This is a genomic window from Robbsia andropogonis, from assembly GCF_000970345.1.
GTDB lineage: Bacteria > Pseudomonadota > Gammaproteobacteria > Burkholderiales > Burkholderiaceae > Robbsia > Robbsia andropogonis.
The window spans coordinates 14,019-36,154 of sequence record NZ_LAQU01000024.1 but is presented as its reverse complement, the minus strand read 5'-3'; the positions used below and the strand labels follow the sequence as shown (position 1 = coordinate 36,154).

Genomic DNA, 22,136 nt, shown 5'->3' with positions numbered 1-22,136 from the left:
GTGTCAGCCCAATGTGAACCGATCACTTGTCCTCACATACAGCGAAGCGCCAAAACGACCAACAGGCTGGTAGTCTTCCAGCCGGACTCGCCATTGGTCTTCGTCGACGAGCCCCTCCCTTGCATGCAGGCATTGCACCTCGCCGATGAAAATAAGGCGGCTGGCGGTTTCGAGTGTTTGCCATAGTTTGCATTCGAATGCCACCGGTGCCTCGATAATGCGTGGCGTGCGAATGGTCGTGGACGGCGCAGACGTCAACCCGGCGTGCTCCAGTTCGCTTTGCTCCGCGGGAAGTCGATCTCCGCAACGATGCATCTTTTCCGCGATGGCCTCGTCGCTGATATGCACGACAAACTCTTTCTCCCGTGTGATATTGACGGCGGTGTCCTTGAGCGCGCCCGTGTCATGGGCATTGACGCTGATCATCAATATCGGCGGATCTTCACCGAGCATATTGAACATGGAGAACGGTGCCGCGTTGATCACGCCGTGTTCGCCAAGTGTGGTGACCAATGCGATTGGCCTTGGAACGATCAGGCTTGCCATCAGTTTATAGCGTTGATGGCTGGTCAATGCATCGAACGGAATCAGCGTTGTCATGAAGGAAAGCATCCAAGAAAAGAATGAGGTCAGACGATGCCAAGCATCTGCGCCAGCGTTTTTTCGCCCTGGCGACGACGCATGTCAATACGTTGCTCGATGTCCGTCAAATGCGCTGCCATCAAGGTGATTGCGCCTGCGCTATCCTTGTCGGCCAGGCACGCCACGATTGCGGCGTGCTCGTCGTGTTCGCAAGGTGCATTGCCGGGGGCTTCGTAGAGACCCACGATCAACGAGCAACGGGAAACGAGTTCCTTCAGGTAACGTAACAGAATGGGGTTGCCTGCCAACGCTGCGACCTGCAGGTGGAAGTCGCTGGCCAACCGTGCCCAGGCCGGTTGATCGAATCGGTGAACGGCTTCATGCTCACGGGCCAGTTGACGGCGCAGCAGCGTTACATCCTTCGGCGTGGCGCGCGCGACGGCGAGTTCCACCAGCACGCCCTCGATCGCCCGACGTGCTTCAAAAATTTGCCGTGTTTCCGCCGGAGTGGGTTCGCTGATGGAGGCGCCCTTATTCGGGCGGATCGTTACGATGCCTTCATGGGCAAGCCGTTCGAGAACCCGACGCACCACCGCCCGCCCTACGCCGAACAGATCGCAGAGTTCCGGCTCCGGCAGCTTCGTTCCAGGGAGTAGACGATGATGCATGACACCATCGTAGATCGCCTGATAGATGACGCGATCGGTACCCGCCTCGACATTATCGATTGATTCCGTCCCGGTGGCGGCGATTTTCGAGTCGACGTTCGATGCGTCGTTGTCATCGAGCCCCCGCTTGACCGATTTTTTGGTCGGCACCGCCCGAGAAACCGCGGCGGCCGTGATGCGACGTTGCGCGCTTACGCGTTCCTTCATTTCCCGTCCATATGCTGTGCGATGGCGCCCGGCGTCGTAAGCCAGACATCGCCGTCGTCCCGTGCCGCGGCGATGTGCCGTAATGCCCGCCGTAAATGTCTCAACCGATAAGGCTGTCCAACAAGATAGGGATGCAACGCGATGCCCATCACGAGGGCTTGCGGCTGCACCGCACCCGCGCTCGCCTGAGCGGTCGACTCGTCGACGATCGTCGCGCCGCCATGCGCTTGGCGTCGTCGCGGGCGAGCCAACTGCTCCCGCATTTCATTGAACTGATCGATAATCATGTCAGCGAAATCCCGGCCATCCATCTTGCGACCAACGATCATCGGAATATCGTTCAATTCCTGCGGATACGGAATCGACCATAGCGGACCATGCGTCGTACGCATCTGCGTGGGACGATCGTCGTGGCACCAATTCAACGTGTACGTATAGCCCGTTTCGCGAAGCAGATCAGGCGTGTCGTGGGTTTCCGATATCCATGGGGACAGCCATCCCGTTGGCGTGGTGCCGCTCTCGGCCGTGATACGCGCACGACAATGTGCAAGCAACGCGCGTTCTCCGGCGCGATCCAAGTCGCTTTGGCGTGTCGCATTCGTATGCCCGTGGCCGATCAATTCATCCCCACGAGCGGCAAAAGCGGCAATCAATTCGGGGCAGTGATCATACAGCGCCGTGTTCAGCAACACGCCTGCTGGAAAAGACACATCATCAAACAAATCCAGGCAACGCCACGCGCCGACCCGGTTGCCATATTCGCGCCAGCTGTAATTCAATACATCGGGTTCCGGCGAAACGGGGCCGAGTGCGGCCCCCATGCCGCCGCCAAACGCAAAGTGTTCGATATTGAAACCGAGATACACCGCCAGTGAACGCCCCTCGGGCCATTGAAGGGGCGGGCCGTCGTCTATGCCACGGTAGGCAAATCGATTGTGCGATGCCAGTGGTGTGGTCCATCCGGCGATCAATGCATCATCGCTGGTTGCAGGCGCACCGTCGGCAAAGGAGGGCGAAACGGAAGTCATGATGTAAGGAAATCCAGAAAAAGAAGGATATGGTCGGACCGGTGCCTGTGCACGACGCCCCATCCATGCGCATCACTGCACCACGATCGTGCCGATATCTCATAAAACGCCCGCATACATCGCATCATTTCAATCGTCAGCAATTTACATGCGAGATCGTCGACGATTGAAAATGCAGTCGCACAATCCTCGTGAATACAAGGCTTTACCGCAAGTATTTGCGGTAAAAGAGGGAGCAACGGCAACGGTGGCATATGTCTTGCGTTTGCTGGCCGACATTCCATGATGCCTGCACCGGCACCTCCATGCCGACGCTTTTTGGGGAGCGATCGATGCAACACGCCGCACCGGCCGATATCGAATTGGTCAGCGTCACGAAGCAATATGGCGACGCCGTTGCCGTCAAGGCCATCGACCTGCGTATCCCCGGCGACCAGTACTGCTGTCTGCTGGGGCCTTCGGGCTGCGGAAAAACATCGACGTTACGCATGATCGCCGGACACGAGGCAGTCAGCGATGGCGACATCCTGATCGGTAATCGCAACGTCACCGACGCCCCGCCTACCGCCCGCGGCACCGCGATGGTGTTCCAGAGCTACGCGCTGTTTCCCCATCTTGATGCATTGGACAACGTGGCGTTCAGCCTTCGCATGCGCGGTGTGGAGAAAGCCGCACGCCGTAAGCGCGCGGCCGAGCTGCTGGATCTGGTCTCGATGAGCCCGTATGCGCACCGGCTGCCGGCGCAGTTATCGGGCGGCCAGCAGCAGCGGGTCGCACTGGCGCGGGCCCTGCTCAACCAGCCACGCGTACTTTTGTTGGACGAACCGCTATCCGCGCTGGATCCATTCCTGCGCGTGCAGATGCGAGCCGAACTGAAGCGTTGGCAGAAAGAATTGGGGATCACGTTCGTACACGTAACGCACTCCCAGGAAGAGGCACTGGCGCTTGCCGACCTCGTGGTTGTGATGAATCACGGCGTGATTGAACAATTCGGCACCGCGCAGGCCGTTTTCAATCGACCGCGCACCGCGTTCGTCGCGCGATTTTTGGGGGGCCACAATGTGGTGGCACGCGAGGGCCGTCACTGGACGGTGCGTGCGGACCATATACGCGTGACGCCGTCGGCTCCGGACGGTACCGGTGAAAGTGTATCCGCACCCGGCCTGAACTGCGCCATTCGTGATATTGAATACCAAGGCACCCATCTGCGCATGACGCTTTCCCCAACGGCGTCATTGGCAGACGCCTCGTCGCCGATGGTGGACCGTGACTCGGATTCAGAGCTGATCGCACTGCTTCCGGACGATGCGTTCGACGCCAGCGCTTTCACGATCGGTGCGCCGGTCACGGCGTGGTGGCATCCGCAACATGCGCATCCGTTGGAATCGGCAAGCGCTTAGGGCGTGCCAATGCGATGTCGCGGTGATGATGCATTCGGATTGTATTGATTTTTGTTGATTTCTTCGCTGATCCCCTCGTTTGGAGAACGTAATGACGCAACGCCATACGCCGTCCCTCGAATCGCCCGCCGTATCGGGCGCGATCTCGGACAGTCCCGCTGCCGGGACGGCACGTGAACAAGGTGCGGCGCATCCGGGGCAGGCCGGTGCCGGCGGCCTGTCGCGCCGTACGTTCCTGAAGGGCGCCGCTGCCGGCGCAGGCATCATCGGCTTCCCCTACGTGCATGCACAGGAAAAAGTGACGCTGCGCTACGTTGGCACCGCCGTCAATCAAAGCGCCGACATCGCCAAGAAGTTCCAGCAGGATACGGGTATCACCATCCAATATATTTCGCTGACTTCCGATGACGTGACGAAACGCATCATCACGCAACCGAACTCCTTTGACATTTGCGATACCGAATACTTTTCGCTGCCCAAGCTGATTCCGGCGGGTGTCCTGCAAGGAATGGATGTCAAGAAAATCAAGAGCGCCGATCAAATCGCGACGGTGCTGACGCGTGGTGAAGTCGCCGGCAAGGCAGTGGGTGAGCAGGGTACGGCACCCAAGAAAGTGATGTTCCTGGAAGGACAACGCAGTACCACGTTATCCAAGTCGCCCACCGAATGGATGACATTGATTCCGACCACCTATAATGCCGATACGCTTGGCATCCGGCCAGACCTGATAAAGCGGCCGATTAACAGTTGGGCGGAATTGCTGAATCCCGAGTTCAAAGGCCGGGCGGCACTGCTGAATATCCCGTCGATCGGCATCATGGATGCGGCAATGGCGATCGAGGCGCAGGGTCATTTCAAGTATGCCGACAAAGGCAATATGACGAAGGCCGAGATCGATCAAACCATCAAGATTCTGGTCGAGGCGAAGCGTGCCGGTCAATTCCGGGCGTTCTGGAAGGACTTCAACGAAAGCGTCAACCTGATGGCCTCGGGCGAGGTGGTAATCCAGTCGATGTGGTCGCCCGCGGTGACGAAGGTCAGAACAATGGGCGTCGCCTGCGTCTTCCAACCCTTGAAGGAGGGCTATCGCGGCTGGGCGTCGGGTTTTGGTCTGCCGAAGACGTTGCAAGGCCGCAAGCTCGACGCTGCCTATGAGTTCATCAATTGGTTCCAGGATGGCTGGGCAGGCGCCTACCTGATGCGGCAGGGTTATTATCCCGGCGTCACGAACACCGCCCGCAAGTTCATGCAGCCCTATGAATGGGATTACTGGATGGAAGGCAAGCCGGCAACGCAGGACATTCATGCGCCCGACGGTCAATTGCTTGAAAAAGCCGGTACGGTACGCGACGGTGGCAGCTATGACAAGCGTCTGGGAGCAGTAGCGTGCTGGAATGCCGTAATGGACCAGAACATTTATCTGGTGCAGAAATGGAATGAGTTCATCTCCGCATGAGTGAAGCCGCATCCACTGGGACGCAGGGGTCAGGTGCCGGAGCGCCTGACCCGGTCCACACCGCAAAGATGGCCGACAGGTACGGGGTTACGGGCCGTAGAGCGGCAGCCTGGTTGCAAGTGACACCCCTCACGCTGGTATTCGTCGTGTTTTTCCTGGTGCCGCTGGTGATCACATTGGTTGTCAGTTTCTGGGACTACAATGAATACCAGATCATCCCGGCGTTCACCCTCAAGAATTACGCAACCGTTTTCGACAACTGCTTTTCGGGAAATGTGTGCGTCACACTCCGCACCTACTGGTCCACCTTAAGCCTGACCGCCATTACGTGGTTCATTACGCTGGTATTAGGTTTTACAATCGCCTACTTTCTGGCGTTTCACGTCCGCACCGTTGCCATGCAGACGGTCCTGTTCCTGCTTTGCACGATTCCATTCTGGACGTCGAACGTGATTCGGATGATCTCCTGGATTCCGTTACTAGGCCGGAACGGCTTGGTGAATGACGCGCTGATCGGATTGCACATCGTCAATCAACCAGTGGAATGGCTGTTGTACTCACGGTTTTCCGTTGTTCTTGCGTTCGTGCACCTTTACACGTTCTTCATGATCGTGCCGATCTTCAACGCGATGATGCGTATCGATCGCGGTTTGCTCGAAGCCGCACGCGATGGAGGGGCATCCCCCTGGCAGGTAGTGCGGCATGTGGTGGTGCCTTTGTCACGTACCGGCATCGTCATCGGATCGATCTTCGTGATCACGATCGCGATGGGCGACTTCCTGACGGTCGGCGTGATGGGAGGGCAGCAAGTGGCATCTGTCGGCAAGATGATTCAGGTACAGACCGGCGATTTGCAATTCCCACTAGCGGCAGCGAACGCCATCGTGTTGCTGATTGTCGTGCTGATGATGGTATGGGGGTTGACCCGCGCCGTCGATATCCGAAAGGAGTTGTGAGATGAAATCCCGCGTCGCGCCGGTCCGTGAACGCCGGCCCGCCAGTTTCTATGGGCTCGCCGCCATTTTCGCGCTGTTCGTGCTGTTCCTGTATGGGCCGGTCATCACGATCTTCATCTTGTCGTTCCAGGGGCCGGAAGGGGGGCTGACATTCCCGATGCGGGGGATGTCACTGCATTGGTTCAGTTCCTTGGCAAATGGTCTCGGCGGCGTGGATATCTGGGGTGCCTTCGGCCGATCGATGCGCTTGGCACTCGTAGTGACCGCGCTGACCGTGTTGTGCTCGGTCTGTGCGGGGCTGGCCTTCCGCAAAGTTTTCCGCGGCGCGGGGGCAGTGTTCTATCTGTCGATATCAAGCCTCATCATGCCGTCGATCATCGTTTCACTCGGTATCGGCCTGATGTTTCGCCTGATCGATCTTGGTGTGAAATCGACGGCCACCGCGTTGGGCTTTCAAAACTTCGCCGATAACTACACCACGGCCATGGGCCTATACACCTCGGCCCTGGGCGCGCATCTAACCTGGACCTTACCTTTCGGGTTGTTGGTCATGTTCGCTGTTTTCAATCGATTCAACCCGGCCTTCGAAGAGGCAGCGCGCGACCTCGGCGCCACACCGTGGCAAAGCTTCCGCCATGTGGTGCTGCCGATCATCGGACCCGCCGTCATCGGCGTCGGCATGTTCGGCTTCACACTGTCCTGGGATGAGATCGCGCGGACGTCACAAGCCATCGGCGACTTGAACACCTTACCGCTCGAATTACAAGGGCTGACGACGTCCGTCACGACACCAGCCATTTATGCATTGGGAACGATGACCACAGTCCTTTCGCTGACAGTAATGATAGGAGGACTGTTTGTGGTGCGCGCGTTGGGAGTACGTCGACAAAAAACGGCTTAATGATGTGTTGCGCGCGCGTGCCGCTTTTGCATGCGATAGCGTGCCCGCGATTGGTCACCGCGAGGTTTTTAAGATACTCTTTGCCATTGATCGCGTCCCTGACGTCCTGATTCCCCGCATCGCTTCGGCACGGGAGCTTTTCGCGCCTCGCGCCTGTCACCATGCTTGCCGTATTTCACGCACTGTCTCCCATCGTTTTGTTGATTGCCGTCGGCTATTTGGCCGGACGGGTAGGGTGGGTCAAGTCCACCTCGCTTGGGGATTTCTCGAATATCGTCTTTTGCGTCCTCGCGCCGGCGCTTCTTTTCCGGACAATGAGCAAGGTGCATGTGGCGGAACTGGATTTCCGTCCGGTGGCAATGTATTTTTTTGCCATGTGGGTTGTTTTCTTTGCCGTGTTTCTGCAGCAAGGCCGCAATCGTCGTGGCGCAGTGATGGGGCTAGCAAGTACGTTTTCGAATACCTTGATGATCGGCGTGCCGTTGGTCAATATCGCGTTCGGCGACGCAGGCCTGGTTACGTTGTTCGCCCTCATCTCGGTACACGCTTTCATCATGCTGACGATGGTCACGGTCGTGCTGGAGTTCGTCGTCGTCAACGAACGATCCGCGCTTGCGATCGCGGCAGGCGCTACCGTACCTATTGGAGTCGCGCGCTGGCGGCATTTGATGCGTACGGTTGCCAAGGCGATGAAGGGTTCGATCCTTCACCCGATTCCGCTGCCCATTTTGTGCGGAATTGCGTATGGCCTTACCGGATTACCGGTGCCCACGCTGGTCGACGAGCCACTTAAGATTCTCGGTAACGCATTTTCCCCAATGGCATTGGTTTTGGTAGGGGTTACCCTGGCGTCCAGTCCCGTCACATCCGGGCTGAAAGCCGCATTCACGCTTGCCGTGATGAAAAATCTCGTGCATCCCGCCGTATTCATTGTCACCGGCTTGCTGCTCGGACTGACCGGTCTACCCTTCAAGGTCATGGCCGTTGTTGCTTCATTACCCATAGGGGCGAATGTCTACCTCTTCGCGGTTCGCTACCGTACCGCAGAAACCGAGGTGACCGCCAGCGTGGCCCTGTCGACAATTCTAGGCGTCGCAACCACGGCCTTGTCGATGGGTATCGCGCAGTGGTTACCGAATTGACGACATGATGGTCGTGTCGATCGACACGTATGCGCCAGCGTGAGTGCGACTGCCGTGTTGCAACCTGGTTATCGACAAAACAATCTATTTCGTGATCGTCGACGATACCGCAGGCTTGCATGAAGGCGTAAACGATTGTCGGACCGACAAATTTGAAGCCACGCTTCTTCAGAGACTTGGAAATGGTCTCGGAAAGAGGGGTGGTAACGTATCGGGTGACGCCATTTCCGCGCAGAATCTTGCCGTCGGTAAAAGACCAGATGAAATCGGCGAACTCCTCACCGTTTTTCTGCATTTCGCAATAAATGCGTGCGCCGTGGATGGTCGCCTCTATCTTTGCCCGTGAGCGGATGATACTGGCGTTGCCGAGCATGCGCACGATATCGGCTTCACCGAAGCGCGCAACTTTCTTCGGATCAAAACCGGCGAATGCCGCGCGAAATGCCTCACGTTTGTGCAATACCGTGACCCATGCAAGTCCCGCCTGAAACCCCTCCAACATCAGCAACTCCCAGAGCGCGCGACTGTCACGCAGTGGCTTGCCCCATTCGGTATCGTGATAGGCCTGCATCTGCGGGTCCGTTCCGGCCCAAACACATCGCGTTCGCGCAGGCGTGGCTTTCTTTGCAGCGGTTTTGGCTATCATGAGGATGCGATGTCAAACGACTGAAGAAACCGTAGTGCCAGGATGGTGCCACCACGTGGCGAGCATTTTTAGTAAAAGCGGCAAGACCGAAATCGTCACCATATTGCGAACGATGTTGTCGCTCAACGATGCATCGGCGGACGGAGTCACAAGGGGGCCGGCGGTGACTATTTACCGTGACGCCGCCGTTCGGTATCGAATCGATCAGGCAGTCCGCGGTGAAAGAGGCGAGCGTGCGCTCTCTGCCTGACGTTGCCGCCTGAATTGCAGAATCGTGTGCCCGAAATCAACGACCGCTTGTTGCAGCACGAATTTTCTCGTCTGTTTTGTATTGGCTCAACGCATAAACAGACCAGATTGCGGCAGGTATCCAACCAATCACGGTAATTTGCAGTAGGAGGCAAATCAGGCCTGCGAAAGGGCGTCCGATCGTGAAGAACTGCAACCACGGGAGAATCAAGGCAAGCAGCAAGCGCATGGCGAACAGGCACGAGGCCGAAGTAGTATAGTCAGCTGGTAGCATAGCAAATCGTAAGCGACATCAGGCAGATTTCCGACCAGATCCGCTATACGGGACGGTCGAGGATGGGTGTGTTCGGGCATGTTCGAGCAAACCTGAGCGGTATCCGACATCACTACCTGCCGCAGATCGGAGAAGCGGATGTTAATACACGGTAAAATTCCGGTTGACCTTCCACTTTTACGGTATCGCATGCCTGACATCGCTCCGCAGCATCCAACGCTCGACCGCGCCTACGACGCGTTTCTTTTCGATATGGACGGGACGCTGATCAACAGCATTCCCGCCACGCTACGGATCTGGACGGCCTGGTGCCAGAAAATGGGCTTGGACGCTGAATCAGTGATACCGCATATTCATGGCGTGCGGGCAATCGACACAGTCAAGCGTTTCGCCCCCACCTGTGCTGATCCCGAAAAAGAGGCGGCATGGCTGAACGCGGCGGAAATCGCCGATCTCGACGGCGTCACCGCGTTGCCAGGCGTCTTGCGCTTCCTTAATAGCCTGCCGCCTACTAGGTGGGCCATCGTTACCTCAGCAAGCGAGGCGCTGGCGCTGGCGCGCCTGGATGCAGCCGGGATCGCCGTCCCACCCGTACTGGTGACTGCCGAGCAGATTCAGCACGGAAAGCCAGCCCCCGATCCCTACTTACATGGCGCAAGACGCCTGGGTTTCACTGCGCCGAACTGCCTGGTCTGGGAAGATGCGCCTGCCGGCGTCCGCTCCGGCGAGGCTGCTGGTAGCAACGTCGTGGTCATCACGGCAACGCACGACCATCCGGTCAATACGCCCCACCTGGCTGTGCCGGATTATGCAAACCTCGCGATTCAGTCTGAACCAGGCGGCATGTTGCGGCTACGCGTCGTTGCTGGCTGACCCGTCTCACTAGCCGGACGACTTGCCGGCACGCTTTTGCTAAAGCGCAAGTGGCTTTTGGATCGGTTCATTGATAGATGAAAAAGCGTTGAATGACGTTCCGGCGCCAAGGGACGGGCGCTACCAGGTGCTATCGGCGGCGCGCGCGTCAATATTGTTACGCATGACCTTGGCTTCCGCTTCAATGTACTCGATGAAAGTCTGAGTAAGCGGTGATAGTTTTCCTGTTTTACGAATGAGGCAAGCAATCTTGCGCGACCATCGCAGATCAGGCGCCGGTATGACCGCGAGGCCCAATTGCTCCGCGATAGGCCGATGCTGGGCGCTGCAGACCCCGATCATGTCGCTATTCGCGATCAGCGTGAACACGCCGACCGGTGATCCATAGGTACTTTCTACTTGCACATTGGGTCCGTCCAATGCGTGTTTCCTAAAATAGCCATCGATTCGTTGACGCGCCGAGACGTGCGTCGAGGGCAGGATCCATGTCCAAGCCGCTATTTCCACCGGGGTTACCGCATCCCTTGCCGCACACAGAGGATGCCCTTTTCTGCAGACAATGGATGTTGGTTCATCAAATAGTATTCGAGCACGTATCTCGTCTGGCAGTTGACTAGGAAGGGGAGAAACGGCAATGTCGATATCCCCATCGATCAAGGAGCGCAGCAATCCATCGGACAATTGCACCTTGATTTCCATGCGCATTGCAGCACGTTTTCTCAAGAGTGCCAAAAAAGCCCGACCCACTAACGGCTCGGCGGCAGGGGCCGCCCCCACGCGTACTTTTGCAAGTTGTCCCGCGTGTAATTCTTCGATTTGATTCAGGGACTGCTGAAAGCCCGCCACCAGACCGCGCGCGTGTTCTTGAAAAGCCGTACCGAATTGCGTCAAACGCATTCCTTTGGGAGTACGGTCAAACAGCGGAACATGCAACTGTGCCTCAAGCCGGCGTATCGCCTTGGTAAGCGCCGGCTGACTCATACCCACTTCCGACGCCGCCCTGTGTAGCAAGCCCGTTTCGGCGACAGCGATGAAATAGCGAAGGTCGGCGAGGTTCATGTGATTACCAAAAGTAATTGAGTTTCAATAAAGCATGCTTGCTCGGATAATTTTCGCTGTCAATACTTGATTCATCACCGACATATAGGTAAATGGTTCTCGCGATTCTCTTGAAACGCGTGTGGACATTTTCGGCAAGTACATCAAGATGAGCGCGATGCTCATCACCTGGTAAATCGAAAAAAAGGACGGAAAATGGCAAAGATGAAAATCGAAGGATCATTCGTTGCACTAATTACCCCTTTCAATCGAGATGGATCGATTGACTTCGAAGCGTTTCGAACGCTACTAAAATTTCAAGAAGATAACGGTACAAAAGCCATCCTTTTCATGGGTTCGACAGGCGAAGCATCCATGCTGACGCCGGATGAGCGTAAGCAACTGATTGCCGAAACGGCAAAGATGAAGACCGGGAAAATGGCCTTCTTCTATGGGTGTACGGGCGGCAACACCGATATGACAATCGCCAATATCAAATTCGCGAAAGATGCCGGGGCAGATGGCGCGATCCTCGCCGCGCCGGCTTATATTTGTGCCCCAGAAACAGACGGTGAGTCGTTTTTCCTGGAAGTGGCCGATGCGACCGATCTGCCGCTAGGTATCTATAACAATCCGCCGCGTGTAAAAACTGATCTACATTGGGACAGCTTGATCCGCATATTCAAGCACCCAAATTATGTGGTTCATAAGGAATCGACTACCCGTGTAGGACAGGTTGCGCAAATGCTCGCGGCGAACACGGATGTATCCATCATGTGCTGCGACTCACCGAACCTGGGATTGGTCGTGCCTACCATGAGTCTGGGTGGGCATGGTACCGCAAATATGACGGGCAACATTGCACCCGCTGAGATTGCAACGATTTCTACGCCCTGGAAAACACCTGAGCAAGCAGAAATATTCAAGGCGACCTACCTTCGCATGCTGCCCATCCTTCACTACACGTATTCCGCGATAAATCCCGTTGCAGTGAAATGCTTGATGAAAGCGGTTGGATTGCCCGCTGGCGATTTGCGCCGTCCTTTGCGTGGCTTGGAAGGCGAGGCGCTCGAACGCGGGCTACGCGCGGTACGTCATCTAGGCCTGGACAAACAATATGACTTCCCAATGCGGCCTCTCGAACGCTAAACAGCGCGCGAAAAGGGAAAAAGAATATGGATCTTCAGATCAGCGGCCGACGCGCGCTTGTTTTTGGCGGTAGCCGAGGTATGGGACGTGCATGTGCGCTGCAACTGTCGATGGAAGGCGTGCAAGTGACCATTGCCGCGCGCACCTTGGCCACGTTGCGGAGCGCAGCGGAAGAAATCGAGGCGATCAGCGGGCATTTCGTGGATGTCGTGGTAGCAGATATTGCGACGGAAGCAGGACGCGATGCCGCTTTAACAAGTTGTCCGGCACCTGACATCTTGATCAATAACGGTGACGGACCATTGCCGGGAGACTTCAGGAATTGGCGTCGTGACGATTGGATACAAGCGATCGACCAGATGATGTTCGGGCCGATCGAAATGATCCGGCGCACGGTTGACGGGATGATGGATCGGAAATTTGGCCGGATCGTCAATATTGTGTCCCGCAGCGTAAAAATACCGCAAAGTGAATTGGGCCTGTCGAACGGTGCGCGGTCGGGATTGGTAGGTTTCGTTGGCGGATTGGCCAGGCAGACGGTAGCCCACAACGTCACGATCAACAACCTCTTGCCTGGCGTCTTTGCCACTGACGCGCAAGTTCGCCACATTCGTAACATGCCGAATGTCACGGATGAAAATTTTCAAGCGATCTGGGACGCGCGGCAGCAATCGACACCGGCCAAGCGCTATGGCGCCGCCGAGGAGATTGGACAGTACTGCGCCTTTCTCTGTTCTGCAAATGCAGGATATATCACCGGACAAAATCTGTTGGTCGATGGCGGCAGTTATCCGGGCACGTTCTGACAGAGGCGTTATACCGGGGAATATCCAGTTTTTGTGAAAATGGTTGCATGGCGTGGCTTGCCGCTGTCACTTCAGTCCAGTCTTGGATTGGCGCCGCATGACGTCACCATTACTGATGCGCAAGCACACTACAAAACGGGGTTACAGAATGTCTAATCGACGTACGTTTTTGTTACAGACAGGCGGCTTGATTAGTGCGAGCTTTTTCGCTCATGAAACGTGGGCACAGCCTTCGTTCGGAAACACGCTTGAACGAGTGCAAAAGACCAAAATCCTGCGTATCGGTGCCGTTCGTGGTGGTACCCCTTACTACTACAAAAATATCGTCAGCAATCAATGGGAAGGCTGCATGATTGATATGGCCTCGGACCTCGCGAAAAGTCTGGGCGCAACTACTCAGATTAACGAAACAACATGGGGTAACGCGGTATTGGATCTACAGGCCGGTAAGATAGATGTATTTTTTGGTTTGTTTCCCACGGAGCAACGACGCGAAGCGGTCGCGTTTTCCGATCCGCTTTTTCATAACGCCAATTCATTGGTGGCCCGTCCTGGCTTTAACCCAACAACTTGGGAGTCGCTTAACAAGAAAGGCGTACGAATCGCGGTGGATCTCGGATCGTCCTACGATGCCCTGGTGACCAAGACTTGCCCGGAGGCCACCATCATGCGATTCGACAAGACGAATGACGCAACGTTGGCAGTACAGGCCGGCCGGGCCGATTGCCAGGTAACCGTCATCATTCTCGCATTGACAATGCTGAAGAAAAATCCGTCGATGGGACACCTTATCGTGCCTCTACCGATGGCGTCTACCACCACCAATGCGGCACTGCCCAAGGAAGAAAGCGATGCGTGGCAGGGGTACTTCAATAAGTGGTTGGCAGGCATGCATCAGAGCGGAAAAATCAAGCAGATCATGTTGAGTAATCTAGAGAAGCTGGTGGGGGTGAAGCCCAGTGATATTCCATCGCAAGTCAACTTTTAAGTTACGGGGGCGACGTGTATCACTGGAATTTTTCTGACATTCTGCCTTACTGGCAGCTTTTCATGGTGGGTATTGGCTACACATTGCGATACACCCTTATCACAATAGTGGCAGGTATGGGCGTAGGGCTTTTAGTCGGTCTGGGACGTTTATCAACGGCCCGTTGGATTGCCGGGCCTTTCCGTTTTTATGTCGAAATATTTCGCTGCTCTCCCGTTCTGGTGCAACTGATCTGGTTTTACTATGCACTTCCGGTATTGACCGGCGTGCAAATGTCAGCAGCCACGGCATCCGTGCTGGCACTGACATTGTATGGCGGTGCTTTTTATTCGGAACTCGTCCGTGGTGGCGTGCTTTCCATTGACAGGGGCCAGGCGGAGGCGGCCAAGGCATTGGGAATGCGCCGCCATCTGATTATGTTACGCATCATATTGCCGCAAGCTTGTCGCCGGATGATACCGGCGCTCATGAATCAATCGATCATGCAGTTGAAGAACACATCGCTGCTATCGGTTCTCGCTTTGCCTGATGTCTTGTATCAAGGACAAACCATCGCACACGAAACGTTCCGCCCGCTAGAGTCCTATTCCATCGTCGCTTTGGTTTATCTCGCCTTGCTTTTACCCGCGACATTTGCGTCTCGGCGTATCGAGAGCAGCTTTGGTACCGTATCGGCACATTGATGAATGATATGGAAAACATGATAGAAGTCAATCACGTAAGCAAGGCGTTCGGTGATAATCTGGTCCTGCGCGACATCTCCTTGAACGTAAGGAAAGGGGAAGTGGTGGCTCTGATCGGTCCTTCCGGCTCCGGGAAGTCAACGTTGTTACGCAGCATCAATCTACTGACGATTCCTGACACCGGTTCCATTCGTGTTGGACGTACGTTGCAATCTTTCGACCGCGCTAAAACGCGTCTTCCAGGAGATAAAGTCCTATCGGAATTCCGCGCCCGCACCGGGATGGTATTTCAGCACTTTAATCTGTTTCCGCACTTGAGCGTACTCCAAAATGTGATGGAGGGCATGTTATCCGTATTACATACGCCAAAAACAGAGGCCAGGACTCAAGCGTTGGCCTTGCTGGCTAAGGTAGGACTGGAAGATAAAGCGGCCATGTATCCGGATCGTCTGTCGGGGGGACAAAAGCAACGCGTGGCGATCGCCCGTGCCTTGGCGATGCGCCCCGAGGTAATGCTGTTTGATGAGGCTACATCTGCTCTCGATCCCGAATTAGTCGGCGAAGTTCTGAATGTGATAAGAGCCCTTGCAAATGAAGGCATGACGATGCTTTTGGTCACGCATGAAATGAACTTCGCTCGCGACGTCGCTGATCAGGTGGTGTTCATGCGAGATGGTGTGGTCGTGGAAATCGGTCCGGCACGACAGGTATTAGACGTACCATCGCACCCTCTCACACAAGCGTTCCTAGCGCGATATCATTCGCCGGAATTACAAACCTTGACACAGACGCAGCACGTTTCATGAATAACGGGTAAATCGCTAGTTTCTTTCTTAACTGCATTTATATTTTAAATATAGGACCACGAATGAAAAAATACATAAGCAAAAGATTCATCGGGACTGCGCAAGAGAAAGGAGAATGTCGACATCTGTTGGTGTTTTTCGGTGTTCGTATGGGGCTGTGCGCAGCGTTGGGCGCAAACGCGATGCAAGCCCTTGCACAAAGTAGCGTGACGCTTTACGGCATCGCCGACGGTGGGGTGACGTACACCAATAACGCGGGTGGAAAAAGTGCTTTCCAAGCCACCAGCGGGGGGCGTGGAAGCAGCCGCTGGGGCCTCAGAAGCACCGAGGATCTTGGCGGGGGTACGTCGGCGTTATTCCAGTTGGAGAACGGCTTTAATATGATGACAGGGGCCAACCTGCAGAATTCTAGAGAATTCGGGCGTATGGCCATCGTTGGGCTGAAGAATCGCTTTGGGCAAGTCACGCTAGGGCGTCAAGATGATGTCATGGTCACCTATTTAGGCGCATACAGTGCGTCCGTTCTGTTCGGTGGGTCCATGGCGGCGCATGCGGGGGATCTCGATAACACCTTCGCGGACTACAAGTTTAATAACACCATAAAATTTTCTTCGCAAAGCTATCATGGGTTGAGCGTGGGCGGTTTGTATGGTGTCGGTGGGATTGCCGGTTCAATAGGCACGAACCAAGTGTGGGGTTTGGGCACGCAATATTTAGCAGGCCCCGTTTCCCTAGGTGCCGTTTTTCATCATATTAACAATCCTGCCGTAACGTATTTTGACGCGAGCACGTCAGCCGTTGCCAACACGACCTTCACGAACCCTGTCACGAATCCCATATTCAAAGGTTATACGTCGGCGGCAAGTATCGACACCTATGGTATTGGCGGCGCGTATGTCTTGGGACGCGCAACCCTGGCCGCGACATTGACACGGACGCAATTCAACGCCGTAAAGAAAACCACGACTACGCCTGTCGGTGGCATCAACCCAGTACTTACTAGTGCAGAACTGATTTACAAATTCAAGCTGACCCCTTCGTTGGCACTGGCCTCGTCATTTGCTTATACCAAAGCGGAAGCGGCGAAATATGAGCAGCTCACCTTGGGTTCTCAATATGCGTTGTCAAAATCAACGAGCCTCTATGTAATCGGTGCCTGGCAACATGCGTCGGGAACGAACTCGATGGGGCAAAAAGCCGTCGCGAACTTAAATTTGCTCACGGCATCGACGACAGCCAATCAGCTAGCCGTTCGCGTCGGTCTGCAGCAATCGTTCTAGCCACGCCAACATCTTGATGAGACTGTCTGGAAGACGTTACATCAGGATTTCCAATGTTTTCCATCAACGGGCACCTATTCATGGCGAGTCATCTCCAGGACGAAACGCGCGTCGTCCACGTTGGACGGCATCCAGAGCGATTTAACGGCGTGGTTAATACCCCGATCATTCGCGGTTCCACGATCTTGTCATCGTCACTTGCGGAATGGCAAGAAAAGAAAAAAGCGCAACGCTCAGGTGCTGTCGGCACGTATTATGGTCGTTTTGGCACACCTACCACGCATGCGTTTCAGGAAGCGATTGCCACACTTGAGGGGGGATATCGTGCGTTGGTCTATCCATCGGGTCTTGCCGCCTGCAGCGGCGCATTGCTCTCCTTTGTCGCCGCCGGCGACCACGTGCTGATGACGGACAGTGCTTATTCTCCTACACGGAGTTTCGCGATTCGCCTACTCAAGCGGATGGGTGTGGAAACGACGTTTTACGTGCCTTCCGCCGGCGAATCGATCGAAGCGTTGATCCGGCCGAACACACGGGTGCTATATATCGAATCCCCAGGTTCCGAGACGCTGGAAATGCAAGATGTTCCAACCCTGTCACGTATCGCACATCGTCACGATCTTACGGTGATCGCGGACAATACCTGGGGAACACCGCTTTACTTCAAGCCATTCGAACATGGTGTGGACGTTTCGATTCAAGCCGCTACCAAGTATATCGTCGGGCACTCGGACGCGATGTTGGGCGTAGTGACATCCAATTCGTCCGCCTGGCCGCAAATCAAACAAACAACGCAGGATCTAGGTTATACCGCGGGGCCAGACGATATTTATCTCGCGCTGCGTGGTATACGGACGATGTCGGTACGCTTGAAGCAACACTTTGCCAGTGGCGTGCGCGTGGCGACGTGGTTGTCCACTCGCCCCGAAGTGCATACGGTTCTTCATCCTGCACTGCCTTCGCATCCAGGCCATAGTCTCTGGAAACGTGATTATCGCGGGGCGAGCGGATTGTTCAGTATTGTGTTGCAGCCCGCACCGGTTGCCGCAACGACGGCTTTTATTGACGCGCTAAAATTGTTCGGCCTCGGTGCCTCGTGGGGCGGTTACGAAAGCCTTATCGTACCGTTCAATCCGGACGGCGAACGCGAGGTCGCTCCCTGGCCGTATGCGGGACAAGCGTACCGGTTACATGTTGGACTCGAGGATGTCGAGGATCTGATTGCAGATCTGTCGCAAGCCTTCGACGCCATGAAAATGTATCGCTAGTCTGAAAAAATATTGGCGGCGACAAAGGAAAACCATGGCTAGCAAAACGTACGAGACCGCTGGCGATTCGCAAGGCAATGGCGATAGTGAGTTTGACCTCAATCATGACGGTCGCGAGAAGCGTTTCCCTTCCTTGTCGCATTGGGGCGCATTTGAAGCCATTGTTCGTGAAGGGCGATTAATCCGTTGTGATCCTTTTAAAAAGGATCCGGCTCCTTCCCGACTTCTGAAAGCAATTGTGGAACAGGTGTATTCACCGTTACGGGTAAAGCGTCCAGCAGTGCGGCGGGGATGGCTTGCCGCTCGAGAGCGATCGGATCGTTCCGCTCGCGGCGTGGAAGGGTATGTGGAAGTATCGTGGGACGTGGCCCTGGATCTCGTTGCGGGTGAGCTGCAGCGGGTTAGGGCGCAACATGGCGCGCAAGGTCTATTTGGGGGCTCCTATGGATGGTCCTCGGCGGGGCGTCTACATCATGCGCGCACCTTGACGCATCGATTTCTGTATTCTGGTGGCGGCTGTATCGATCAACAAGGTAATTACAGCTGGGGCGCCGCGCAGTTTCTTCTGCCGCATGTGATTGGTACGTATGCGCCCGTCAGTGGCCGTGTTACGGACTGGAACAGCATCATTGCCAATACAGGTCTAATCATTGCATTTGGCGGACTCGCCTTGAAGAATGGCGACATTACGTCTGGCGGTGCAGGCGAACACGTAATGGGTCAGTGGCTAAACGAAGCATACTGCGCGGGAATTCAATTTGTTTCGGTGAGCCCGTTTCGTGCCGACACCCCGGAAAACATCAATGCCGAATGGATTGGCTTGCGCCCCAATACAGACACGGCCTTGATGATGGGAATGGCTCATACATTGTTGATTGAAGGACTGCATGACGCGGCCTTTCTGGATCGATACTGCGAAGGGTTCGACGCGTTTGCCCAATATTTATTGGGCAAATCGGATGGCGTTGTCAAAAGTGCCGCATGGGCGGAGGCACTGACCGGTATTCCCGAAAAGCACATCATCAACTTGGCAAGGCGCGCTGCGTCTTCTCGATGTTTAATAACGGTCGCATGGTCTCTACAACGCGGGCATCATGGGGAACAGCCTTATTGGACGGCGGTCACATTGGCTGCGATGCTGGGCCAGATCGGCTTGCCCGGCGGCGGCTTCGCGTTTGGGCACGGCTCGATGAATGGGGTAGGGAACCCTCGTGGCGATTTCCCAGGGCTTGAAATGCCAACTGGAAAAAACCCATTGGGTAAAGGCATCCCCGTTGCCAGACTGACAGACATGCTTTTATCGCCAGGGCAGCAATATGACTTCAATGGCAAGACGCAGACCTATCCAGACATTCGTATGGTGTATTGGGCCGGTGGAAATCCGTTCCATCATCATCAGGACTTGAATCGATTGATGCGGGCGTGGGAAAAGCCAGAGACCATCGTGGTCCATGAAGCATGGTGGACGCCAACGGCTCGCCGGGCCGACATTGTGTTGCCAGCAACTACCACATTGGAGCGGAACGATATCGGTGGCTCATCACGCGATCGCTTTATATTAGCGATGCATCGTGCGATTTCGCCAGTGGGCGATGCGCGGAACGATTTTGATATTTACCGCGATCTAGCCGCGCGTGCGGACCACGAAGTGGCGTTTAGCGACGGCTTGAACGAGCGCGGCTGGCTGCAGCGCATTTATCAGGATGTTGTCGATGGCACCGCTAAACAAGGAATGGCACTACCGGATTTCGATGCATTTTGGCAATCGGGTCATATTGAATTTCCTCCTCCCGAAAAGCATTTCGTCCTGTTCGAGGCGTTCAGAAGCGACCCATTAGCGTGTCCCTTGAACACGCCCTCGGGAAAAATAGAAGTCTACTCAAAGACCATCGCCCAGTTTGCTTACGACGACTGTCCGCCGCATGCTAGTTGGCTAGCGCCCAAAGAATGGCTTGGTAGCAATACGACGGCAATTTCACCCCTACACTTGATCACGAATCAACCGGCTGACAAGCTGCACTCCCAAATGGATGCCGGTAGTGTTTCATTGGCTGAAAAAATACAAGGTCGGGCACCCATTTTCCTTCACCCGGAAGATGCGCGCACACGAGGTATTCGTGACGGGGACGTCGTACGCGTGTTCAACGAGCGAGGTGCATGTTTAGCGGGAGCAGTCGTAACCACCGACTTGGTCAGGCAAGTTGTCATAATGCCCACTGGCGCATGGTTCGATCCGGAGAGCGCCACACTGGAGCGGCATGGCAACCCGAACGTGCTGACGCTGGATGCCGGAACGTCGAGGCTGGCGCAAGCCCCCAGCGCGTTATCGGCACTGGTTGAAGTAGCGTTGTGGCATGGCGTGGTACCACCTATGAAGGCTCATCAACTCCCCGAGATCTGTGCGCTTGAACGGGAAAATCCAATTCAATGAAATCACTTGATGTCGTGGTCGTCGGTGCCGGGTTAGTGGGGACGGCATTGGCTTATGGTTTGGCAAAACAGGGGCAAACGGTGACTGTGTTGGATGCCGACGATACCAGCCATCGTGCCGCCCATGGAAACTTTGGTTTGGTGTGGGTCCAAAATAAAGGTTATGGCTCGGGTTCCTATGCGCGCTGGACCCGCATTGCAGCCGAAGAGTGGAAAAATTTCGCGTCGTCTCTTTTCGATGAAACCGGCGTAGATTCGAAACTGGAGCAGCGGGGCGGTTTTCACCTATGTTTCGACGACTTGGAATTAGCCAAACGCCAGGCGCGATTGGAAAGCATCCGTACGTCGGTGGGCGGCAACTATCCGTTCCGGATGCTTGAAAGGTCGGCGCTTGAATCATTCCTGCCGGGTATTGGCCCCAGTGTGGCTGGCGCGAGTTTTACTGAGATGGATGGACATGTAAACCCATTATTGCTGCTTCGTGCTTTATACGCCGCATGTAGGCAACGGGGTGTTTCTATACAAGGCAAGCAGCGCGTGGAATCGATTGCCTATGTGAGCGACGCGGGCTTTGCGATCAAGACCGCCGCTAAAACATTTCACGCCGCCCGGGTCGTTCTATCCGCCGGCTTGGGAAATGCGGCTCTGTCAAGTCATGTTGGCCTGCAAGCGCCAGTGCGCCCCAATCGAGGCCAGATACTGATCACAGAACGCGTTGAACGCTTTCTGGAATACCCCACTTCCTATGTTCGCCAGACCGATAACAGCACCCTACAATTAGGCGACTCAATGGAAGACGTTGGTTGGGATGACGGAACCACTCCCGACATGCTGGTGTCCATAGCAGCACGCGCCGTTCGCTGTTTTCCTTTGTTGGCCAATGTAAAACTCGTGCGCGCATGGGGCGCGTTGCGTGTGATGAGTCCCGATGGATTTCCGATATATGCGGAATCGCCAACGTATCCTGGCGCGTTCGTTGTAACGTGTCACAGCGGCGTCACGCTGGCACCATTGCATGCGGGTCGCATTGCTCGATGGATAGCGGGACACGGTCAACCTGAAGGCATTGACGAATTTCGATGTGATCGGTTTGCCAGGGAGTCTGGTTTTCACGAGCATTAACGTGCTGGAGAAATGATTCATGTCGCCATGTGAATCGGATGACCAGTTCGTGTCACCCGTCCCTCGGCTGGGCAGGAGCGCGCTTGCGCATCTCGCTGGCGAGTGGATACGCCATCACCGACGACAGGGCAGGTGAAAGCTTGATACATAGACCTATTTCCCCTAAGCATCTAAATATAGCCAA

General features: G+C 55.5%; 20 protein-coding genes and 1 pseudogene. 15 read left to right on the top strand and 6 right to left on the bottom strand.

Going from position 1 to position 22,136, the window contains the following annotated elements:
• Positions 1 to 3: 3 nt before the first annotated feature.
• The 3 genes from WM40_RS19090 to WM40_RS19080 are packed head-to-tail and all read right to left on the bottom strand — an operon-like array spanning position 4 to position 2,485.
• On the bottom strand, positions 4 to 600 hold the full coding sequence (locus WM40_RS19090; RefSeq protein WP_046153658.1) for a flavin reductase family protein: 597 nt from the start codon (positions 598 to 600) through the stop codon (positions 4 to 6).
• Between the two features lie 29 nt (positions 601 to 629).
• Positions 630 to 1,457, bottom strand: a complete 828-nt coding sequence (locus WM40_RS19085; protein ID WP_082102966.1) for a GntR family transcriptional regulator — start codon at positions 1,455 to 1,457, stop codon at positions 630 to 632.
• On the bottom strand, positions 1,454 to 2,485 hold the full coding sequence (locus tag WM40_RS19080) for a polysaccharide deacetylase family protein (protein WP_081765017.1): 1,032 nt from the start codon (positions 2,483 to 2,485) through the stop codon (positions 1,454 to 1,456). The genes WM40_RS19085 and WM40_RS19080 overlap by 4 nt, the downstream gene beginning before the upstream one ends.
• Before the next feature lie 332 nt (positions 2,486 to 2,817).
• On the opposite strand from WM40_RS19080, the gene WM40_RS19075 reads away from it, so the two are divergent.
• From WM40_RS19075 to WM40_RS19055, 5 genes are all read left to right on the top strand, one after another.
• Complete coding sequence (locus WM40_RS19075) at positions 2,818 to 3,885, top strand: ABC transporter ATP-binding protein (RefSeq protein ID WP_046153657.1); 1,068 nt, start codon at positions 2,818 to 2,820, stop codon at positions 3,883 to 3,885.
• 91 nt (positions 3,886 to 3,976) lie between these two features.
• Positions 3,977 to 5,341 (top strand): ABC transporter substrate-binding protein, encoded by a 1,365-nt coding sequence (locus tag WM40_RS19070; RefSeq protein ID WP_024904354.1) that lies wholly within the window; start codon positions 3,977 to 3,979, stop codon positions 5,339 to 5,341.
• A gap of 68 nt (positions 5,342 to 5,409) precedes the next feature.
• On the top strand, positions 5,410 to 6,297 hold the full coding sequence (locus WM40_RS19065) for an ABC transporter permease (RefSeq protein ID WP_024904353.1): 888 nt from the start codon (positions 5,410 to 5,412) through the stop codon (positions 6,295 to 6,297).
• A gap of 1 nt (position 6,298) precedes the next feature.
• On the top strand, positions 6,299 to 7,198 hold the full coding sequence (locus WM40_RS19060; RefSeq protein ID WP_024904352.1) for an ABC transporter permease: 900 nt from the start codon (positions 6,299 to 6,301) through the stop codon (positions 7,196 to 7,198).
• A gap of 161 nt (positions 7,199 to 7,359) precedes the next feature.
• The gene (locus WM40_RS19055; RefSeq protein WP_024904351.1) at positions 7,360 to 8,340 is read left to right on the top strand and encodes an AEC family transporter; all 981 of its coding nucleotides are present in this window, start codon (positions 7,360 to 7,362) and stop codon (positions 8,338 to 8,340) included.
• A 136-nt stretch (positions 8,341 to 8,476) separates the two neighbouring features.
• Here WM40_RS19055 and WM40_RS28895 read toward each other — a convergent pair.
• Together WM40_RS28895 and WM40_RS19045 are read right to left on the bottom strand one after the other, a co-directional pair.
• A pseudogene (locus WM40_RS28895) lies at positions 8,477 to 8,911 on the bottom strand (DNA-3-methyladenine glycosylase I); the annotation flags it as partial.
• 361 nt (positions 8,912 to 9,272) lie between these two features.
• Entirely contained in the window at positions 9,273 to 9,464 is a 192-nt protein-coding gene (locus WM40_RS19045) for a YqaE/Pmp3 family membrane protein (RefSeq protein WP_024904348.1), read from the bottom strand.
• Between the two features lie 234 nt (positions 9,465 to 9,698).
• Between WM40_RS19045 and WM40_RS19040 the strand changes: the two genes are divergently transcribed.
• Positions 9,699 to 10,382 (top strand): HAD-IA family hydrolase, encoded by a 684-nt coding sequence (locus WM40_RS19040; RefSeq protein ID WP_046153655.1) that lies wholly within the window; start codon positions 9,699 to 9,701, stop codon positions 10,380 to 10,382.
• A gap of 120 nt (positions 10,383 to 10,502) precedes the next feature.
• Here WM40_RS19040 and WM40_RS19035 read toward each other — a convergent pair whose 3' ends face one another.
• The gene (locus WM40_RS19035) at positions 10,503 to 11,441 is read right to left on the bottom strand and encodes a LysR family transcriptional regulator (protein WP_024904346.1); all 939 of its coding nucleotides are present in this window, start codon (positions 11,439 to 11,441) and stop codon (positions 10,503 to 10,505) included.
• A 195-nt stretch (positions 11,442 to 11,636) separates the two neighbouring features.
• On the opposite strand from WM40_RS19035, the gene WM40_RS19030 reads away from it, so the two are divergent.
• From WM40_RS19030 to WM40_RS18990, 9 genes are all read left to right on the top strand, one after another.
• Complete coding sequence (locus WM40_RS19030) at positions 11,637 to 12,569, top strand: 4-hydroxy-tetrahydrodipicolinate synthase family protein (RefSeq protein ID WP_024904345.1); 933 nt, start codon at positions 11,637 to 11,639, stop codon at positions 12,567 to 12,569.
• Positions 12,570 to 12,595: 26 nt separating this feature from the next.
• The gene (locus WM40_RS19025) at positions 12,596 to 13,375 is read left to right on the top strand and encodes an SDR family oxidoreductase (RefSeq protein ID WP_024904344.1); all 780 of its coding nucleotides are present in this window, start codon (positions 12,596 to 12,598) and stop codon (positions 13,373 to 13,375) included.
• A gap of 256 nt (positions 13,376 to 13,631) precedes the next feature.
• The gene (locus WM40_RS19020) at positions 13,632 to 14,363 is read left to right on the top strand and encodes a transporter substrate-binding domain-containing protein (RefSeq protein ID WP_236693595.1); all 732 of its coding nucleotides are present in this window, start codon (positions 13,632 to 13,634) and stop codon (positions 14,361 to 14,363) included.
• A 14-nt stretch (positions 14,364 to 14,377) separates the two neighbouring features.
• Entirely contained in the window at positions 14,378 to 15,046 is a 669-nt protein-coding gene (locus tag WM40_RS19015; protein WP_024904342.1) for an amino acid ABC transporter permease, read from the top strand.
• Positions 15,046 to 15,852 carry an amino acid ABC transporter ATP-binding protein gene (locus tag WM40_RS19010; RefSeq protein WP_024904341.1) on the top strand — a complete coding sequence of 269 codons (807 nt, stop codon included), beginning with the start codon at positions 15,046 to 15,048 and terminating at the stop codon, positions 15,850 to 15,852. The genes WM40_RS19015 and WM40_RS19010 overlap by 1 nt, the downstream gene beginning before the upstream one ends.
• A gap of 62 nt (positions 15,853 to 15,914) precedes the next feature.
• On the top strand, positions 15,915 to 17,132 hold the full coding sequence (locus WM40_RS19005) for a porin (RefSeq protein ID WP_052738411.1): 1,218 nt from the start codon (positions 15,915 to 15,917) through the stop codon (positions 17,130 to 17,132).
• Positions 17,133 to 17,185: 53 nt separating this feature from the next.
• Positions 17,186 to 18,400 (top strand): cystathionine beta-lyase, encoded by a 1,215-nt coding sequence (gene metC, locus WM40_RS19000; RefSeq protein ID WP_236693594.1) that lies wholly within the window; start codon positions 17,186 to 17,188, stop codon positions 18,398 to 18,400.
• A 34-nt stretch (positions 18,401 to 18,434) separates the two neighbouring features.
• Positions 18,435 to 20,831, top strand: coding sequence for a molybdopterin-dependent oxidoreductase (locus WM40_RS18995; protein ID WP_082102964.1), 2,397 nt, complete (start codon positions 18,435 to 18,437; stop codon positions 20,829 to 20,831).
• A complete protein-coding gene (locus tag WM40_RS18990) occupies positions 20,828 to 21,952 on the top strand; it encodes an NAD(P)/FAD-dependent oxidoreductase (protein ID WP_024904337.1) in 1,125 nt (374 codons plus the stop codon). Before WM40_RS18995 ends, WM40_RS18990 begins: the two co-directional genes overlap by 4 nt.
• The last annotated feature ends 184 nt before the right edge of the window (positions 21,953 to 22,136 follow it).

Bases quoted from the DNA above. Each gene is read 5' to 3' on its own strand.
- WM40_RS19030 (WP_024904345.1), top strand. From the start codon at position 11,637: ATGGCAAAGATGAAAATCGAAGGATCATTCGTTGCACTAATTACCCCT.
- WM40_RS19090 (WP_046153658.1), bottom strand. From the start codon at position 600: ATGACAACGCTGATTCCGTTCGATGCATTGACCAGCCATCAACGCTAT.
- WM40_RS19060 (WP_024904352.1), top strand. From the start codon at position 6,299: ATGAAATCCCGCGTCGCGCCGGTCCGTGAACGCCGGCCCGCCAGTTTC.
- WM40_RS18990 (WP_024904337.1), top strand. From the start codon at position 20,828: ATGAAATCACTTGATGTCGTGGTCGTCGGTGCCGGGTTAGTGGGGACG.
- WM40_RS19040 (WP_046153655.1), top strand. From the start codon at position 9,699: ATGCCTGACATCGCTCCGCAGCATCCAACGCTCGACCGCGCCTACGAC.
- WM40_RS19075 (WP_046153657.1), top strand. From the start codon at position 2,818: ATGCAACACGCCGCACCGGCCGATATCGAATTGGTCAGCGTCACGAAG.
- WM40_RS19010 (WP_024904341.1), top strand. From the start codon at position 15,046: ATGAATGATATGGAAAACATGATAGAAGTCAATCACGTAAGCAAGGCG.
- WM40_RS19085 (WP_082102966.1), bottom strand. From the start codon at position 1,457: ATGAAGGAACGCGTAAGCGCGCAACGTCGCATCACGGCCGCCGCGGTT.
- metC (WP_236693594.1), top strand. From the start codon at position 17,186: ATGTTTTCCATCAACGGGCACCTATTCATGGCGAGTCATCTCCAGGAC.
- WM40_RS18995 (WP_082102964.1), top strand. From the start codon at position 18,435: ATGGCTAGCAAAACGTACGAGACCGCTGGCGATTCGCAAGGCAATGGC.
- WM40_RS19065 (WP_024904353.1), top strand. From the start codon at position 5,410: ATGGCCGACAGGTACGGGGTTACGGGCCGTAGAGCGGCAGCCTGGTTG.
- WM40_RS19035 (WP_024904346.1), bottom strand. From the start codon at position 11,441: ATGAACCTCGCCGACCTTCGCTATTTCATCGCTGTCGCCGAAACGGGC.
- WM40_RS19055 (WP_024904351.1), top strand. From the start codon at position 7,360: ATGCTTGCCGTATTTCACGCACTGTCTCCCATCGTTTTGTTGATTGCC.
- WM40_RS19070 (WP_024904354.1), top strand. From the start codon at position 3,977: ATGACGCAACGCCATACGCCGTCCCTCGAATCGCCCGCCGTATCGGGC.
- WM40_RS19025 (WP_024904344.1), top strand. From the start codon at position 12,596: ATGGATCTTCAGATCAGCGGCCGACGCGCGCTTGTTTTTGGCGGTAGC.
- WM40_RS19080 (WP_081765017.1), bottom strand. From the start codon at position 2,485: ATGACTTCCGTTTCGCCCTCCTTTGCCGACGGTGCGCCTGCAACCAGC.
- WM40_RS19045 (WP_024904348.1), bottom strand. From the start codon at position 9,464: ATGCGCTTGCTGCTTGCCTTGATTCTCCCGTGGTTGCAGTTCTTCACG.
- WM40_RS19005 (WP_052738411.1), top strand. From the start codon at position 15,915: ATGAAAAAATACATAAGCAAAAGATTCATCGGGACTGCGCAAGAGAAA.